The following is a 15,064-nucleotide window of genomic DNA, read 5'->3' as shown; positions in this document are numbered from 1 at the left end:
CGGATCCTTGCGCAGAAGCTAAGCGTATCCCACGCAAAAGCTAAGCGGGTCACTGTGCAAAAGCGTTGGCAAGCTTGCTGCTGTTGTCGCTGAACAACCACTGGATGGCGCCGGCAGCCTGGCCAATACCAGCGACAATGGCAAGCGACAGAACGGCGACGATCAAACCATATTCGATAGCCGTCGCACCCCTCTCGTCTTCTAAAAATCGTTGCAGCAACATTTTCATGGGCGCCTATCCCTCTTGCCCGAACCTAGCGCCGACCCGTTAAGAAAGGTTAATGCGACAGGCTTAACGCGCGGTGAACCAGCTGCATTCTAGGAAACAGCCGAATCCTAGAGATCTGTTGAGGAGTCAGCAGTCGCCGCTGCTTCTGCCATCGGCCCGTATAACGCAGACCGAACTGGGCAGCGGCTGCAGCACGCTCTTGCGTAGCGTATAGCTATCGCGCTGTGCGATCGAGCCGGTGCTCATCGTATCAAGCCCGTCGCGGGCAAACTGCGAGCGGGTCCGGCTGTCGAGGTAGGGCGTCGCGATCAAGGCCAGAGCCACCGCGGCCGAGCCGAACAAGAGGGCGATGCGCAATATTCCCATGCCGGCATTGGCGGCGCCAGGAAGGCGGTCGGGCCAAGGCGAGTCCCAGTCCTTTTCAAGGCTCATGCAAATCGCTCCCCAGCGGTGGAATCGGCGTAACCGCCTAGCGTCAATTTTTCACGGTCAGATAAATCTTTCATTAACGCTGCTGCCAGCGCGTTGCGGCGCTGCCCGATTTACGGCAGGTCGGCCGTTACAGCAGATCGATGAGGAACTGGATCAGCGGGGCATCGGCCGGCGGCATTGGAAAATCGCGCATCTGGCGCGGCCGCACCCATTTCAGCACCTGGCCTTCCTTCGGCTGGGCAATGCCGCGGAATCGACGGCAGACGAACAGCGGCATCAGCAGGTGAAAATCATCGTAGGAATGGCTGGCGAAGGTGAGTGGCGCCAGGCAAGGGATGTCGGTTTCGATGCCGATCTCCTCGTACAATTCGCGGATCAGGCATTGTTCCGGCGTCTCACCGGGCTCGACCTTGCCGCCCGGAAACTCCCACAGGCCGGCGAGTTGCTTGCCTTCGGGCCGCTGCGCCAAAAGCACGCGCCCGTCGGCATCGACCAGCGCGCAGGCCGCGACCAGGAGCAGGCGTTTGCCGATCGTATCCAAGCCGCTCATGCGCCGGGTGGCCGGCGATAGCGATAGCGATAGACTTCGTCGAATCCGAGCGAACGGTAGAGCGCCAGCGCCGGCGCGTTGTCCGCCTCGACCTGCAGCCAGGCTTCCCGCGCCCCGCGCAGCCGCGCCCATTTCAGCGCCGACCGGATGAGATGGCGGCCATGGCCCTGGTTGCGCACCGACCTGTCGGTGGCGATCTCGAACAGGCCGGCAAGGTCGCCGTCATGCACGCAGATCAACGTTGCCAGCGGTTCGCTGCCGGCCTCCAGCGCAAACAGCCCGGCCTCCGGCTGGATGGCGCCGATGATCTCCGACAGGCCCGGCCGCAGCGACACATCCGAGCCGCTCACCTTGAGCGCCGCGCCGATGAAACGGCTGATGTCCTTCAACGGAATCTGGTCCATGGCGTCGTCGAGCGCGGCGTCCGCCAGCGGCAGCCGCATGACCAGCGACTCCGCGAACGTGCTCCAGCCTTCGCTGTCGAGGTACTTCGAAAGATCAGGCCCCGACAGCGGCGAGATGCGAAAGGTCAGCGGCCTGCCATAGGCGTCGAAGCGGCGGCTGGCGCGGCCGATGCGCTCGGCAATGTGCTGGATGTCGCCCGGATCGAGCGGATTGACCGAGTTCAGCCGCTTGGCCGGGTGGCCGGCCGTCAGCCGAACCACCCAGGTGCCGTCATAATGGACGGCGGCCGCCGGCCAGGCGCGAAAGCCGGCCGCCTCATAGCGGCGCACGATCGCCAACACGCTTGCCGGATGTCTGGAAGCCAACGCCATCAGCTCCGATAATCGCCGTTTATGGCGACATATTCCTTGGTGAGATCGCAGGTCCACACCGTCGCCTTGCCGCGGCCGATGCCGATATCGGCGCGGATGCGGATCTCGTCGCGCTTCATATACGCCGAAGTCGCCTCCTCGGAATAGGCGGCGTCGCGCTCGCCCTGATAGGCCAGGCGGTTGTCGCCGAACCAGATCGACAGAAGGTCGCGGTCGGCCGGTTCGCCGGCCTTGCCGACGGCCATGACGACGCGGCCCCAATTGGCGTCCTCGCCGGCGACTGCCGTCTTGACCAGCGGCGAATTGGCGATCGACAGCGCGATGCGCTTGGCCGAGCGGGCCGATTTGGCTCCGGTGACGGTGACCTCGACCTGCTTGCGGGCGCCCTCGCCGTCGCGCACCACCTGCAGTGCCAGCGATTTCAGCACCTTGCCAAGGGCACGGCGGAAGGCGCCGAGGCGCGCATCCTTGGGGTCGGAAATTGCCGGCGCGCTGCGCCTGGCGGCAGCACCCGTGGCGAACATCAGCAGCGTGTCGCTGGTCGAGGTGTCACTATCGACGGTAACCGCGTTGAAGGTCTTGGCCGTGCCGCGCGACAGGAGGTCCTGTAGCACGGGTGCTGCGATCGGCGCATCGGTGGCGATGAAGGAAAGCATCGTCGCCATGTCGGGCGCGATCATGCCGGCGCCCTTGGCGATACCGTTGATGGTGACGTCGGCATCGCCGAGCTTGACCGTCGCGGTCGCCAGTTTGGGATAGGTGTCGGTGGTCATGATCGCCTTGGCGGCTTCGGTCCACAATTCCGGCTTGCCGTCCTTGACCAGACCGGCCAGCAGATGGCTGAACTTGCCGGCGTCGAGCGGTTCGCCGATCACGCCGGTCGAGGCCAGGAACACCTCGCCCGCTGTGCAGGCGGCCGCCTTCGCCGCCACCTCGCCCGTGAGTGCCGTCGAGGCGCGGCCCTTCTGGCCGGTAAAGGCATTGGCATTGCCGGAATTGACGACCAGCACGCGTGCTTTGCCAGCCACGAGGTTCTGCCGGCAGAAATCAACTGGCGCCGACGGGCATTTCGACCTGGTGAACACGCCGGCGACGGTGGTGCCGGCGTCGAACACCATGGCCAGCAGGTCGGTACGGTTCTTGTATTTTATGCCGGCCTCGGCGGTGGCGATGCGCACACCCTCGATGGCCGGCATCTTGGCATATTTCTTCGGCGCGAGCGGCGAAACCTGTGTGGACATGGAAGACCCCGGGCGGGAAAAATCGCGAAAGGAACGCCGGTTTGCCCGATAGCACGCGCCGGCGCAAGGCGTTTCACAGCCGTTACGGGTGCCGGAAGCCTGACACCTGCCGCGGCCGCAAGCAGGCTGTTGCAAATTTGTTGGCGTCGCTGCGACCGATAGCGCTATGATCATGCCCCATGGGCAGGCTTGTGGTCTTGGCACTGGCGTTTCTGGGCTTTCTGCTGCTGCGCGCCGATGCGCAGACGGCGCGGCGCGTGGCGCTTGTGGTCGGCAACGGCAGCTACGCCGAAGCCGGCACGCTGGCCAATCCCGTCAACGATGCGCTCGACATCGCCGACAAGCTGCGCGCCATCGGTTTCGAGGTGATCGAAGGCAACGATCTCGGCAAGCGCGAGCTCGAACGCAAGATCGGCGAATTCTCCGATGCGCTGCAAGGCGCCGGTGCCGGGCTGTTCTACTATGCCGGCCACGGCCTGCAGGTCGACGGGCGCAACTTCATCGTGCCGGTCGACGCCCGGCTGGATATGCCGGTCAAGCTGCAGCTCGAGGCGGTGCCGATCGACGAGGTTCTCGACATCATGGAGCAGCAGACCAAGGTCAGCCTGGTCTTCCTCGATGCCTGCCGCAACAACCCGTTTGCGCGAAGTCTCAGCCGCAGGGCCACGACGCGCTCGGCGACGGCTCTCGCCGGCCTCGCCCAGTTCGAGTCGACACGCGGCTCGTTCATCGCATTCTCGACTGCGCCCGGCGCCGTCGCAATGGACGGGACGGGGCGCAACTCGCCCTTTGCGGCGGCTCTTTTGCGGCATATGGCCGAGCCCGGACAAAGCATCAACGACATGATGATCGCAGTGCGCCGCGACGTCGTTTCCGCAACGCGCGAGGCGCAGCGTCCCTGGGAGCAGGGGTCGCTGCTCGAGCGTTTCGAATTCGTTCCGGGCGGAGACACTGCCCAGCAACCGAAACCGGCCGTCAGCCCGGCTCCCGCGTCGCAGGTGGCTGCGCTCGAACGCTCCGTCGGCGACGAGGGTGCCATCGAAAAATTCTTGCGCGAAAACTATCTGGCGCCTGATGCCAGGAGAATGCGCGAAACCGTCAAGCGGCTCTACGGTGCGTCGGCCACCATCTACGGCACGCGCTACGACAGCGAGGCGATCGTCAAGGTCAAGACCGACTGGTTCGCGCAATGGGCATCGTGGTCGTTCGGTCTCGAGCCCGGCAGCCTTGAGGTGACGCCGCATGGCAAGGACCGTGCCGACGTGGTTTTCGCCATGCGCTACGACTATGTGCCGAAGGACAAATCGGCGCAGCGCCTGACCGGCAAGGCGCGGGTGACGCTGGAACTCGTGCTGGCCGATGGCGCGTGGCGCGTTGCGTCGGAAACGTCGCAAGCGCTGGAATGAACATCAGCGGACCGCTGGGTTGATGAACCCGCGAAACGCCCGCTGCACGCCCGGAATCAGTCCCCAGATCATGATCGAGACCATCAGCGGCGCGATGACCAGCGTGCGTTGCCAGATTTGCCATTCCTGCGTCAGCGGAAAAACCACGTACAAAATGGCAGTGATCAGCGGATAGACGCCGAGCAGCACAAGCAGGGCGAAGCGCAGGCGCGAAAAACGCGTGGCGGCGGTCGAGGTCATTTGCGTTCTCCTCATCGTTACGGAACGTTCCGTTACATATAAAACGGATCGTTCCGTTTCGTCAAGAGTTGTATATGATGGCTGCTGAACTCACGGGTAAGGAAGAAGAGATGGGCGAAATCACCGATCCCGGGCGCAAGTCGGCTGGCGCACGGCGCAGCCCGGAAAGCGCCGATGCCATTCTCGATGCCGCCGAGGCGGTACTGGTCGAAGCCGGCTATTCCGGCTTCTCGATCGAGGCGGTGGCGCGCCGCGCACGCGCCGGAAAACCGACGATCTATCGCTGGTGGCCAAGCAAGGCCGCCTTGCTGCTCGATGTTTACCAGCGGCAAAAGCGCGTCGACAATCCCGATACCGGGAACCTTGCGGAGGATCTCGTCGGCTTCCTGAAGAGCTTGTTCGCGCATTGGCGCGACACATCGTCGGGCAGCGTGTTCAGATCGCTGATTGCCGAGGCGCAGTCGGACGAAAAAGCCGCCGCCGCCCTCGCCGAATACGCAAGAGGGCGTCGTGTCCATACCGGCCAGATGATCGAACGCGCCAAGGCAAGGGGAGAGGTGGCAGCCGACGTCGATGCCACTGTCGTCGCCGACCTGATCGCCTCGTTCGGCTGGACGCATCTTCTGACGAACCGCCTGGACGAGGACGAGGCGATCTTACGCAGGGCGATCGGCTATGTCTTGAAAGGCATAGTCGCTGACGATGCCGGCGACGCCACGGCGGTCCGGCGGCGGCGTCGACGCATCATCGCTCGCCCTGCCAAATAGAAGCGACAGGGCGGCAGCGCGCCCTGTCGTAGCCCAATCTGGCCTATTTGGCGCTTTCCAGCGCGTCGACCGTCTTCTTCAGGTTCGCATCGGGGATGTCGACCTTGGCGTTGGCGCGCAGCGACTTGACCAGCGCGAAATACTTGTCGCGGATGACCGCCTGGCGCGCCTGGTCCTTGACCTGGTCGAACGCCGGCGGCTGCTTGGTGCGCTTGTCCTCGACCTTGATGACATGCCAGCCGAACTGTGACTGCACCGGCTGGTCGGTATATTTGCCGACCGCCAGCGCAAACACCGCCTTGTCGAATTCCGGCACCATCTGGCCAGGTCCGAACCAGCCGAGATCGCCGCCGCTGGTCTTGCCGCTCGGATCGCTGGTGTGCTCGTTGGCAAGCTTCTGGAAGTCGGCGCCGCCGTCGAGCTGCTTGATGATGGCGTCTGCCTCTTCCTTCGTCTTCACGAGGATGTGACGGGCGTGCACCTCATTGGTGGGCGGCGTGTTGGCGATTTCCTGGTCGTAGCGGGCGCGGACCTCGGCATCGGTAACCTTGTCGACGACGCCCTTCTCGACCATTTCGCCATGCAGCGCGCGCTGCTGCAGGAAGGCCATGCGGCGCTGGAAGTCGGGATCCTTGTCGAGGCCGGTGGTCACCGCCTGAGCCGCCATCACGCGGATTTCGATCGCCGCCGACAGCGCCGCGGCGCGGCGCTGCTCGGGCGGAAGTTGCGCGAACTGCTGCGACAGCTCGCCCTCGGCAAGCCCAAGGTCTGCCTCGGTCAGCGTCTGGCCGTTGACGGTGGCGACCACGGCGTTCGGATCGACCGGCTTGGCCGCCGGAGCGGGTGCTGCCGGCTGGGCAGGGGCGGCTTCCTGCGCCATCAGCGGCGACAGCGAGAGGGCCGATAGCCCGAATGCCAGACCAAGGCTGGCGAGCGACGCGCGGCGGAACAATACTGACATTACGATTATCTCCAAAGCGGGGTAGCTAGAGCGGAATGGCTTCCAGACCAGCAGGATTGTGGCGGAATTTGGCGCGGTCGACAGGGCGAGCGCGGCGTTGACATCGAATGAGCCCCCTCTTATCTGTCCAACGACTTTGCGTCCAGAACCGTTTTCCGGGCGCTTTTTGCGTTTGTCCGCGTTCACGCGCATTTGATGGGGGCCGGCCGGCGCCCGTCGCAATGACTTGGAATGCTATCGAAAGGGCCATTGGATGGTCAGTCTCGGCGGTCTCGCCCGTAAGGTTTTCGGCTCCTCCAACGATCGTCGGGTCAAATCGACCCGGCCGCGCGTCGAGGCGATCAATGCCATGGAAAACGAGATGCGGGCGCTTTCCGACGCCGAGCTTCAGGCCCGCACGGACAAATTCCGCCAGGACATTGCCAACGGCGCCAGTCTCGACGACCTCCTGGTGCCGGCCTTCGCCACCGTCCGCGAGGCCGCCCGCCGCGTGCTCGGCATGCGGCCGTTCGACGTGCAGCTGATCGGCGGTATGGTGCTGCACAATGGCGGCATTGCCGAGATGCGCACCGGCGAAGGCAAGACGCTGGTGGCGACGTTGCCGGTCTACCTCAACGCGCTCGCCGGCAACGGCGTCCATGTCGTCACGGTCAACGATTACCTGGCCACGCGCGACTCCGAATGGATGGGCCGCGTCTACAAATTCCTCGGCCTCAAGGTCGGCGTTATCGTCCACGGCCTGTCCGACGAGGAGCGCCGCGTCGCCTACGCCGCCGACGTCACCTACGCCACCAACAACGAGCTCGGCTTCGACTATCTGCGCGACAACATGAAGTACGAGCGCGCCCAGATGGTGCAGCGCGGCCACAGCTACGCCATCGTCGACGAGGTCGATTCCATCCTGGTCGACGAAGCGCGCACGCCGCTGATCATTTCGGGTCCGCTCGAGGACCGTTCGGAAATGTACAACACCATCGACACCTTCATCATCCAGCTGCAGCCGCAGGACTACGAGATCGACGAGAAGCAGAAGACGTCGATCTTCACCGAGGAAGGCACCGAGAAGCTGGAGAACATGCTGCGCGATGCCGGCCTGCTCAAGGGCGAGTCGCTCTACGACGTCGAGAACGTCGCCATCGTCCACCACGTCAACAACGCGCTGAAGGCGCACCGGCTGTTCCAGCGGGACAAGGACTACATCGTGCGCAACGGCGAGATCGTCATCATCGACGAGTTCACCGGCCGCATGATGCCCGGCCGTCGCTATTCGGAAGGCCTGCACCAGGCGCTCGAAGCCAAGGAGCATGTGGCGATCCAGCCGGAGAACCAGACGCTCGCCTCGGTCACCTTCCAGAACTATTTCCGCCTCTACAAGAAGCTCGCCGGCATGACCGGCACGGCGCTGACCGAGGCCGAGGAATTCGCCAACATCTACAATCTCGACGTCACCGAGATCCCGACCAACCTGCCGGTCATCCGCATTGACGAAGACGACGAGGTCTACCGGACGGTCGAGGAGAAATACAAGGCGATCGTCAAGGAGATCAAGGAAGCCCGCGCCAAGGGCCAGCCAACGCTGGTCGGCACGACTTCCATCGAGAAGTCCGAGCAGCTGGCCGAACGCCTGCGCAAGGAAGGTTTCAAGGATTTCGAGGTGCTGAACGCCCGCCACCATGAGCGCGAGGCGGCGATCGTCGCCCAGGCCGGTAAACCCGGCGCCATCACCATCGCCACCAACATGGCCGGCCGCGGCACCGACATCCAGCTCGGCGGCAATGCCGACATGCGCATTGCCGAGGAGCTTGGCGACATGCCGGCCGGCCCCGAGCGCGAGGCCAGGGAAAAGGAAATCCGCGACGACATTGCCCGGCTGAAGGAAAAGGCGCTCGCCGCCGGCGGTCTTTACGTGCTCGCCACCGAACGCCATGAATCGCGCCGCATCGACAATCAGTTGCGCGGCCGCTCGGGCCGCCAGGGCGATCCCGGCCGCTCGAAATTCTTCCTGTCGCTGCAGGACGACCTGATGCGCATCTTCGGTTCCGAGCGCATGGACGGCATGCTGCAGAAGCTCGGCCTCAAGGAAGACGAGGCGATCATCCACCCCTGGATCAACAAGGCGCTGGAAAAGGCGCAGAAGAAGGTCGAGGCGCGCAACTTCGACATCCGCAAGAACCTCTTGAAATATGACGACGTCTCCAACGACCAGCGCAAGGTGGTGTTCGAGCAGCGCATCGAGCTGATGGACGGCGAGGGCCTGTCCGAGACCATCACAGAGATGCGCGAAGGCGTCATCGAGGAGATCGTCGCCAAGAACATTCCCGAAAACGCCTATGCCGAGCAGTGGAACGTCGCCGGCCTCAAGGCCGAGATCGCCGAATTCCTCAATCTCGATCTGCCGGTCGAGGACTGGGTCAAGGAAGAAGGCATCGCCGAGGACGACATCCGCGAGCGCGTCAGCCAGGCCGCCGAGGCCGCCGCCAAGGAACGCGCCGAGCGCTTCGGCCCCGACGTGATGACCTATGTCGAGCGCTCGGTGGTGCTGCAGACGCTCGACCATCTGTGGCGCGAGCACATCGTCAATCTCGACCATCTGCGCTCGGTCGTCGGCTTCCGCGGCTATGCGCAGCGCGATCCGCTGCAGGAGTACAAGGGCGAAGCGTTCGAGCTGTTCCAGGCGATGCTGGGCAATCTGCGCCAGGCCGTCACCGCGCAATTGATGCGCGTCGAGCTGGTCCGCCAGGCGGCCGATGCGCCGCCGCCCGAGGCGCCCGACATGTTCGGCAGCCACATCGACGGCTTCACCGGCGAGGACGATTTCGAAGGCGGCGAGACGGCCGTTCTGGTCCGCCAGGAGACCAACGCCATCGTCGCCCCCGAAGACCGCGACCCGAAGAACCCGGCGACCTGGGGCAAGGTCGGCCGCAACGAAGCCTGCCCCTGCGGCTCAGGCAAGAAATACAAGCACTGCCACGGGGCGTTTGCGTAAGCGCCTACTTTCCTTCTCCCGTCATGCGGGGAGAAGGTGCCCGAAAGGGCGATGAGGGGCAGCAGAGGCGTTGGCGACTAGTCGATCTCCCCATTTGAGGGGGAGATGGCCGGCAGGCCACAGGGGGCGCTGTCCCGCCGACACCAAAATACGCATTTCGAATTTTCTGTATCTCGACCGTCGGTGGTGTTTCAGTTTGAAATCTAATAGCCGGGTGACGCACGCGCTGATGTCCGCGCTTCATGAAGATCGGAACTTGCTAAAGTGGGTAAAGACACTACTTCGATTCAATAACCCCGTTCGAGGTCGATCTTGTTGGACAGAGGCTCTCCTCTTGCGACTTGACCGCAGAGATCTGCGGCCTGGTCGATTCCAGAATCCACCCAGAAGCTCGCGACATGAGGTGTGACGGTCACCTTGGGATGAGTCCACAACGGCGATGAAGCCTCCAGCGGTTCACGCTCAAACACGTCAAGACAAGCACCAGAAAGCTGACCTTCGTCGAGAGCGCGGATCAGGTCGGCTTCGTTGACATGCGCGCCCCTGCCGACATTCACAAGGTAGGCACCTCGCTTCATTTTTCCAAAGGCACTCGAGTTCAGTATCCCACGAGTGTCACCAGTCAGGGGAAGTGAACAGATAACGTAGTCCCGACTTGTGAATGCGTCCGCAAGCTGGGCACGGCCAAAGTAACTGTGTATACCAGGAAGCGTCTTTTGATGACGAGACCAGACTGCTGTGTCGTAGCCCAAGTCCGCAAACAGCTTTGCGGCCCAGCCACCGATCCGGCCCGCACCCAGCACAACTATTCTTGTCTCGGAGATCTTCCGCGGCGCGATCGGATTCCACAACTTGCGGGCTTGTAGACTAATGTAATCCGCAACATGCCGTTGCTGGCAGAGAACGCGAAGGACGATGTACTGCACCACTTCCGAAGCCTGCTCACGCGTTGCGAGCCTGATGAGCGGAACACTCTTGGGAAAGCTCTGAAGATCAATACCCTCGACACCAGCTCCCAAATAGACGACGGCGCTTAGCCCCGTCATGGCATCAAAAAAGCCAGGACTGGCGCCCTTGTCGATCAGCACAATATCTATGTCACTTTTGTTCCCGGCGTCTGGCCAAAGCCTGAACTCCAGCTGCGGCACACGGGTTTTCAGCTCAGCAGCCCACACTTGTGCATCAATGTAGTCAGGATACTCATTGACCATCAGAACGGTAATGGGCTCGCCTAACACTTCGCCCCTCCCAGATTCAGGTAATCAGGCATCCACCGGATTACCGGTCTGTTGAGACTGAGGTTTGCGCAAACTGGCACCAGTTGCAAGACCAGACCCGGCAAAAATGGCGTTGGTGATCGGCCAAAGTCGTGATGTCTGCCCGCTGCTGGCCGAGGATGTCGATTTCGCTTTCTTCAAGGCATAGTTCTCCCCTGGTTTTGCTGAAACGCATGACAACCGGGCCGGTCACGCCGGTGATGGATAGGGCGATGGCCGGAGTTCCGCGATCAGCCGCAGGATGTCGGGGAAGAGTTGCCTCGGGATAGCGACCTCCGCATCTGGAAGGCGACATAACACCCATGGCTGATAACCTCGGCACCGATCTTGATGAGCTTGTTTGTGAGCTGGTAAGTGGTGGCAGAACATCCTTCCTGGCCTTTAGGTCCGGTTGGCATTCCTAGTTCTCCGCATGGCTAAAGACGACAGCGCCGTTGTCCTTACGAACTTCAACGGACACGATTCCATCGTCACCCTTTCGGGTTTGGAACATGGAGGTTGCATGATCTTTCGCGGTCTTCTCCTCGTCGAAGATCACCTTGTCGACGATGCCCTGCCTTCCATACCAGATGACAGTGTAGACCATTGTTGCTGCCATGCGTTCCGCTAAGCATATAGGCGTTTTGGCATATGGGGCAAACGAGATAGGCGTTTCCGCGTATTTCAAACTGAGACACTACCGAGCAGGGTGAAGGGTTGCGCGAATGATGAATATGAAGCAGCGCACCCGCCCCTCATCCGCCTGCCGGCGCCTTCTCCCCGAGACGGGGCGAAGGAAAGCCCACCCAACCGTTTCTTAATGTGTCTCCGCTACACCAACACCCTGTAAATTGGCGGAAAACGGAGAGTATCGGGGTGCGCTTTTCCGCGGCGACGACAGCCGGGCGGTTCTTGCCGCAGCGCCTTGCGCTGCGCATAAGGCCGCTGCTTGGCCTGATCGATGCCGTCCTGTTCAGCGCCGGCGCGCGCGGCGAGGCCGGCCGCATGTCGCTGATCGCCTTTTCGGTCCGCATCGTCAGCGCCGTCATCGCCTTCGTCAGCCAGGTTTTGATGGCGCGCTGGATGGGGTCGTTCGAATACGGCATTTTCGTGCTCGTGTGGGTGACGATGGTCATCGTCGGCAATCTCGCCTGCCTCGGCTTCCACACCTCGATCATCCGCTTCATCCCGGAATATCGCGAGCGCGGCATGCTGGCCGAACTGCGCGGCATCGTGCGGGCCAGCCGGCTGTTCGTGCTGGTTGCTTCAACGGTGATCGCCGGCCTCGGCGCGCTCGGCGTCTGGCTACTGTCGCCCTTTATCGAGAACTATTATGTCGTGCCGTTCATCCTCGGCATCATCTGCCTGCCGATGATCGCCATGTCCGACCTGCTGCAAGGGCTGGCGCGGGCCAATTCCTGGGCGCTGTTTGCGCTGTCGCCGACATTCCTGGTGCGGCCGCTGCTGATCCTGGCGTTCATGGCGCTGATGCTGCTGGCGGGCTACGCGCCCGACGCCAGAACGGCGATCTTCGCCGCGATCGCCGCCACCTACGCCACCACGCTCGGTCAGCTCGTCGGCGTCACCTCGCGCATCGACAAAAGAATTCCGGCCGGGCCGATGAAGCTGCATTTCGGCCAATGGTTCATCGTCTCGCTGCCGATCTTCCTGGTCGAGAGCTTCTTCTTCCTGCTCACCAATGCCGACGTGCTGATGGTCGGCGCCTATCTCGATCCCAACGACGTCGCCGTCTATTTCGCCACCGTCAAGACGCTGGCGCTAGTGCATTTCGTCTATTTCGCGGTCAAGGCCGGCGTCGCCCAGCGCTATGCGCAGTTCACCCATGGCGAGCCGCACAGGCTCGCCGCCTTCGCCCGCGAAACCGTGTCGTGGACCTTCTGGCCGTCGCTGGCGATGGCGCTGCTCGTGCTGGCCCTAGGCGAGCCGATGCTGACCCTGTTCGGCCCGGAATTTTCCGCCGGCTATCCGCTGCTGTTCCTGCTGGTGTTCGGCGTCGTCGCGCGGGCCGCCGTCGGCCCTTGCGAAAGCCTGCTCACCATGAGCGGCAACCAGAACATCTGTGCCGCTGTCTATGCTATGACGCTGGCCTTCAACATCGCGCTTAGCGTCGTGCTGATCCCGCTCTTCGGTCTGTGGGGCGCGGCGATGGCCACCGTCTTCGCCATGATCTTCGAGGCCGGCGCGCTGTCCTTTACGGTCTGGCGCAAGCTCGGCATCGCCATGGTCATTTTCGTGCCCGCCAAAGGAGCTGCCTGATGGCTGCCGTCCCCTTGCTCGAGGAAACCAGCGGCGGCCCGGCCGGCGCCATGGTGTCCGGCCTTGCCGGGCTTGCCCGCGAAGCCGATCCCGCCCATGTCGAGATCCTCGCCAACAACCGGCCCGAGCGCAAGCTTGCCATCTATCCGGCCTCCGCCGGCTTCGACCTGGTCGAGGAGCTCGACTATCTCTGTACCCGCACGATCGAGCCCAACGTCTTCTTCAATCCGCGCTTCCTGGCGCCGGCCATGCCCAGGCTCGAGGACCGCGAGGTGCGGCTGGCCGTCATCCGGGACGGCGACCAGTATCGCAACCGGCTGCGCCTGCTGGTGCCGTTCTCGGTCGAGCGACCGGTGGTGCCGCTCGGGGTTCCCGTCATGCGCACCTGGTCGAGCCCGTTCGGCCCGATCGGCACGCCGTTGGTCGACCGCGACGATCCGATCGGTGTCATCGAGGATTTCTTCGCGATGCTGTCGAGGCCGCATCTCAAGCTGCCGAAGGTCTTCGTGCTGCCCGACATAAGGCTGGATGGCCCGGTGGCGAACCTGCTCGCCAGCGTCGCCGAAACGCGCGGCCTGACGCTGGTCACCACCGGCAAGGCCGAGCGCCCGGTGCTCGAAAGCGAGCTCGATGGCGAGGAATATCTGAAAGCTTCGCTGCGCGCGCACCATTATCGCGAGTTCCGCCGCCTGAAGCGCCGCCTCGCCGACCTCGGCCGGCTGCAGCATGTCGTGGCGCGCGGGCCTGACGAGATCCGCCACGCCATCGAAAATTTCCTGACGCTGGAGGCTGCCGGCTGGAAAGGCCGCGAGCGCACTGCCATGGCGATCGACCGCTACCGCGCCGCCTTCGCCCGCGAGGCGGTGCACCGGCTGGCCGAGCAGGATCTCTGCCGCATCCATTCGCTGACGCTCGACGGCCGCACCATTGCCTGCCTGGTCGTCTTCGTCGAGGCCGGCGTCGCCTACACCTGGAAGACCGCCTATGACGAGACGCTCGCCGCCTATTCGCCGGGCACGCTGCTGATGATCGAGGTGACCAGGCAGCATCTCGACGACCCCAACATCATGATGACCGATTCCTGCGCGGTGCCCGACCATCCGGTGATGAGCCGGCTGTGGAGCGAACGCAAGCCGATGGGCACGCTGGTGATCGGGCTGACGCCGGATGCCGACCGCCCCGCCCGCCAGGCGGCGTCGCAGCTTCACCTCTACCGTGAAACCCGCAACATGGCGCGCCTGCTGCGCAACCGGATGAGGAGCCTGCTGCGCCGGCGCTAGTGCATCGGTCCAAAGCGGGCCCGGCCGTCCGTCTCCGCACCGTCGGCCCGCTCGGGCCTAGGTCGTCAGGGTTAATTCTCCCGATCAGCGGAAAGGATTAGCATCGACGCAGTCCCAACCGGGATGAGGCGATCAATTACGGCCGCGCGTCCAGCATCACTGCCGCCTCGGTCCTGCACGGCCAGAAGAAAAAAATCTGGGAGGAATGCATGATGAAAACAACTCACCTCAGGCGTGTCGGTATCCTCACCTTGGCAGGTCTCATTGGCGCGTGGCTGAACGCCGCCACTCCTCGGGCGGCCGAACCCGACAAAGCCGAGATCGATGCCCTGCGTAAATCGCTGTCCAGGTATGAAGACTACAAGGTTGCCATTCGCGAGCTTTATCTATCGACGGTAGGATGCGTCTTCTACAGCGGCGAAAAGGTAGAGGGGGCGATGGACTACCCGAAGGGCGCGATGGGCATCCATTTCGTCAACGTCACGACTGTCGGCCCGACCGCGGATCCGACGCGCCCCAATGTGCTGATCTATGAGCCGGTCGGCGGCGAATTGCGCCTGGTCGGCGCGGAATGGCTCGTGCCCTTGACGCCGGACACAAAGGAGCCGCCGAAGCTCTTCGGCCAGACATTCCAGGGGCCGATGGAGGGGCATTACCCGCTCA

General features: G+C 63.3%; 16 protein-coding genes and 1 pseudogene. 6 read left to right on the top strand and 11 right to left on the bottom strand.

Annotation, left to right across the window (positions count from 1 at the left end; translation table 11 throughout):
• Window positions 1-49: 49 nt before the first annotated feature.
• From NKI59_RS29825 to argJ, 5 genes are all read right to left on the bottom strand, one after another.
• Window positions 50-229 carry a Flp family type IVb pilin gene (locus NKI59_RS29825; RefSeq protein WP_023677981.1) on the bottom strand — a complete coding sequence of 60 codons (180 nt, stop codon included), beginning with the start codon at window positions 227-229 and terminating at the stop codon, window positions 50-52.
• 126 nt (window positions 230-355) lie between these two features.
• Window positions 356-661: a hypothetical protein gene (locus NKI59_RS29820; protein ID WP_352708223.1), complete on the bottom strand. Its 306-nt coding sequence runs from the start codon at window positions 659-661 to the stop codon at window positions 356-358.
• Window positions 662-788: 127 nt separating this feature from the next.
• The gene (locus NKI59_RS29815) at window positions 789-1,211 is read right to left on the bottom strand and encodes a (deoxy)nucleoside triphosphate pyrophosphohydrolase (RefSeq protein ID WP_023677979.1); all 423 of its coding nucleotides are present in this window, start codon (window positions 1,209-1,211) and stop codon (window positions 789-791) included.
• On the bottom strand, window positions 1,208-1,987 hold the full coding sequence (locus tag NKI59_RS29810) for a GNAT family N-acetyltransferase (protein ID WP_352471332.1): 780 nt from the start codon (window positions 1,985-1,987) through the stop codon (window positions 1,208-1,210). The genes NKI59_RS29815 and NKI59_RS29810 overlap by 4 nt, the downstream gene beginning before the upstream one ends.
• The gene (gene argJ, locus NKI59_RS29805) at window positions 1,987-3,228 is read right to left on the bottom strand and encodes a bifunctional glutamate N-acetyltransferase/amino-acid acetyltransferase ArgJ (RefSeq protein ID WP_352593930.1); all 1,242 of its coding nucleotides are present in this window, start codon (window positions 3,226-3,228) and stop codon (window positions 1,987-1,989) included. The genes NKI59_RS29810 and argJ overlap by 1 nt, the downstream gene beginning before the upstream one ends.
• A 179-nt stretch (window positions 3,229-3,407) precedes the next feature.
• Between argJ and NKI59_RS29800 the strand changes: the two genes are divergently transcribed.
• Window positions 3,408-4,634: a caspase family protein gene (locus NKI59_RS29800; protein ID WP_352708222.1), complete on the top strand. Its 1,227-nt coding sequence runs from the start codon at window positions 3,408-3,410 to the stop codon at window positions 4,632-4,634.
• Window positions 4,635-4,637: 3 nt separating this feature from the next.
• Here the strand turns inward: NKI59_RS29800 and NKI59_RS29795 are convergent, their stop codons facing one another.
• A complete protein-coding gene (locus NKI59_RS29795; RefSeq protein ID WP_352456657.1) occupies window positions 4,638-4,874 on the bottom strand; it encodes a putative antibiotic biosynthesis monooxygenase in 237 nt (78 codons plus the stop codon).
• A gap of 110 nt (window positions 4,875-4,984) precedes the next feature.
• On the opposite strand from NKI59_RS29795, the gene NKI59_RS29790 reads away from it, so the two are divergent.
• The gene (locus NKI59_RS29790; RefSeq protein WP_352708247.1) at window positions 4,985-5,641 is read left to right on the top strand and encodes a TetR/AcrR family transcriptional regulator; all 657 of its coding nucleotides are present in this window, start codon (window positions 4,985-4,987) and stop codon (window positions 5,639-5,641) included.
• Between the two features lie 43 nt (window positions 5,642-5,684).
• Here the strand turns inward: NKI59_RS29790 and NKI59_RS29785 are convergent, their stop codons facing one another.
• Entirely contained in the window at window positions 5,685-6,602 is a 918-nt protein-coding gene (locus NKI59_RS29785; RefSeq protein ID WP_352708221.1) for a peptidylprolyl isomerase, read from the bottom strand.
• Between the two features lie 253 nt (window positions 6,603-6,855).
• On the opposite strand from NKI59_RS29785, the gene secA reads away from it, so the two are divergent.
• Window positions 6,856-9,588 carry a preprotein translocase subunit SecA gene (gene secA, locus NKI59_RS29780; protein WP_352471337.1) on the top strand — a complete coding sequence of 911 codons (2,733 nt, stop codon included), beginning with the start codon at window positions 6,856-6,858 and terminating at the stop codon, window positions 9,586-9,588.
• Between the two features lie 287 nt (window positions 9,589-9,875).
• Here secA and NKI59_RS29775 read toward each other — a convergent pair whose 3' ends face one another.
• The 4 genes and pseudogenes from NKI59_RS29775 to NKI59_RS29760 form a co-directional block, all read right to left on the bottom strand.
• Window positions 9,876-10,826, bottom strand: a complete 951-nt coding sequence (locus NKI59_RS29775) for a 2-hydroxyacid dehydrogenase (RefSeq protein WP_352621680.1) — start codon at window positions 10,824-10,826, stop codon at window positions 9,876-9,878.
• Window positions 10,827-10,850: 24 nt separating this feature from the next.
• A complete protein-coding gene (locus NKI59_RS29770) occupies window positions 10,851-11,006 on the bottom strand; it encodes a hypothetical protein (RefSeq protein ID WP_352456661.1) in 156 nt (51 codons plus the stop codon).
• 48 nt (window positions 11,007-11,054) lie between these two features.
• Window positions 11,055-11,212, bottom strand: a pseudogene (locus NKI59_RS29765) (IS1380-like element ISCARN79 family transposase); the annotation flags it as partial.
• Between the two features lie 53 nt (window positions 11,213-11,265).
• Window positions 11,266-11,451: a hypothetical protein gene (locus NKI59_RS29760; RefSeq protein WP_352456662.1), complete on the bottom strand. Its 186-nt coding sequence runs from the start codon at window positions 11,449-11,451 to the stop codon at window positions 11,266-11,268.
• Window positions 11,452-11,720: 269 nt separating this feature from the next.
• Between NKI59_RS29760 and NKI59_RS29755 the strand changes: the two genes are divergently transcribed.
• The 3 genes from NKI59_RS29755 to NKI59_RS29745 form a co-directional block, all read left to right on the top strand.
• Window positions 11,721-13,121, top strand: coding sequence for a lipopolysaccharide biosynthesis protein (locus tag NKI59_RS29755; protein WP_352570532.1), 1,401 nt, complete (start codon window positions 11,721-11,723; stop codon window positions 13,119-13,121).
• On the top strand, window positions 13,121-14,401 hold the full coding sequence (locus NKI59_RS29750; protein ID WP_352570533.1) for a GNAT family N-acetyltransferase: 1,281 nt from the start codon (window positions 13,121-13,123) through the stop codon (window positions 14,399-14,401). Before NKI59_RS29755 ends, NKI59_RS29750 begins: the two co-directional genes overlap by 1 nt.
• 212 nt (window positions 14,402-14,613) lie before the next feature.
• Window positions 14,614-15,064: hypothetical protein (locus NKI59_RS29745; protein WP_502901118.1), on the top strand; the 451-nt coding region annotated here is incomplete at its 3' end.

This window comes from Mesorhizobium sp. M0598, assembly GCF_040320865.1.
Taxonomy (GTDB): domain Bacteria; phylum Pseudomonadota; class Alphaproteobacteria; order Rhizobiales; family Rhizobiaceae; genus Mesorhizobium.
This window is presented reverse-complemented; position numbering and strand designations above follow the sequence as displayed.

Bases quoted from the DNA above. Each gene is read 5' to 3' on its own strand.
- NKI59_RS29825 (WP_023677981.1), bottom strand. From the start codon at position 229: ATGAAAATGTTGCTGCAACGATTTTTAGAAGACGAGAGGGGTGCGACG.
- NKI59_RS29800 (WP_352708222.1), top strand. From the start codon at position 3,408: ATGGGCAGGCTTGTGGTCTTGGCACTGGCGTTTCTGGGCTTTCTGCTG.
- NKI59_RS29810 (WP_352471332.1), bottom strand. From the start codon at position 1,987: ATGGCGTTGGCTTCCAGACATCCGGCAAGCGTGTTGGCGATCGTGCGC.
- NKI59_RS29760 (WP_352456662.1), bottom strand. From the start codon at position 11,451: ATGGTCTACACTGTCATCTGGTATGGAAGGCAGGGCATCGTCGACAAG.
- NKI59_RS29785 (WP_352708221.1), bottom strand. From the start codon at position 6,602: ATGTCAGTATTGTTCCGCCGCGCGTCGCTCGCCAGCCTTGGTCTGGCA.
- NKI59_RS29750 (WP_352570533.1), top strand. From the start codon at position 13,121: ATGGCTGCCGTCCCCTTGCTCGAGGAAACCAGCGGCGGCCCGGCCGGC.
- NKI59_RS29815 (WP_023677979.1), bottom strand. From the start codon at position 1,211: ATGAGCGGCTTGGATACGATCGGCAAACGCCTGCTCCTGGTCGCGGCC.
- NKI59_RS29820 (WP_352708223.1), bottom strand. From the start codon at position 661: ATGAGCCTTGAAAAGGACTGGGACTCGCCTTGGCCCGACCGCCTTCCT.
- secA (WP_352471337.1), top strand. From the start codon at position 6,856: ATGGTCAGTCTCGGCGGTCTCGCCCGTAAGGTTTTCGGCTCCTCCAAC.
- NKI59_RS29790 (WP_352708247.1), top strand. From the start codon at position 4,985: ATGGGCGAAATCACCGATCCCGGGCGCAAGTCGGCTGGCGCACGGCGC.
- NKI59_RS29795 (WP_352456657.1), bottom strand. From the start codon at position 4,874: ATGACCTCGACCGCCGCCACGCGTTTTTCGCGCCTGCGCTTCGCCCTG.
- argJ (WP_352593930.1), bottom strand. From the start codon at position 3,228: ATGTCCACACAGGTTTCGCCGCTCGCGCCGAAGAAATATGCCAAGATG.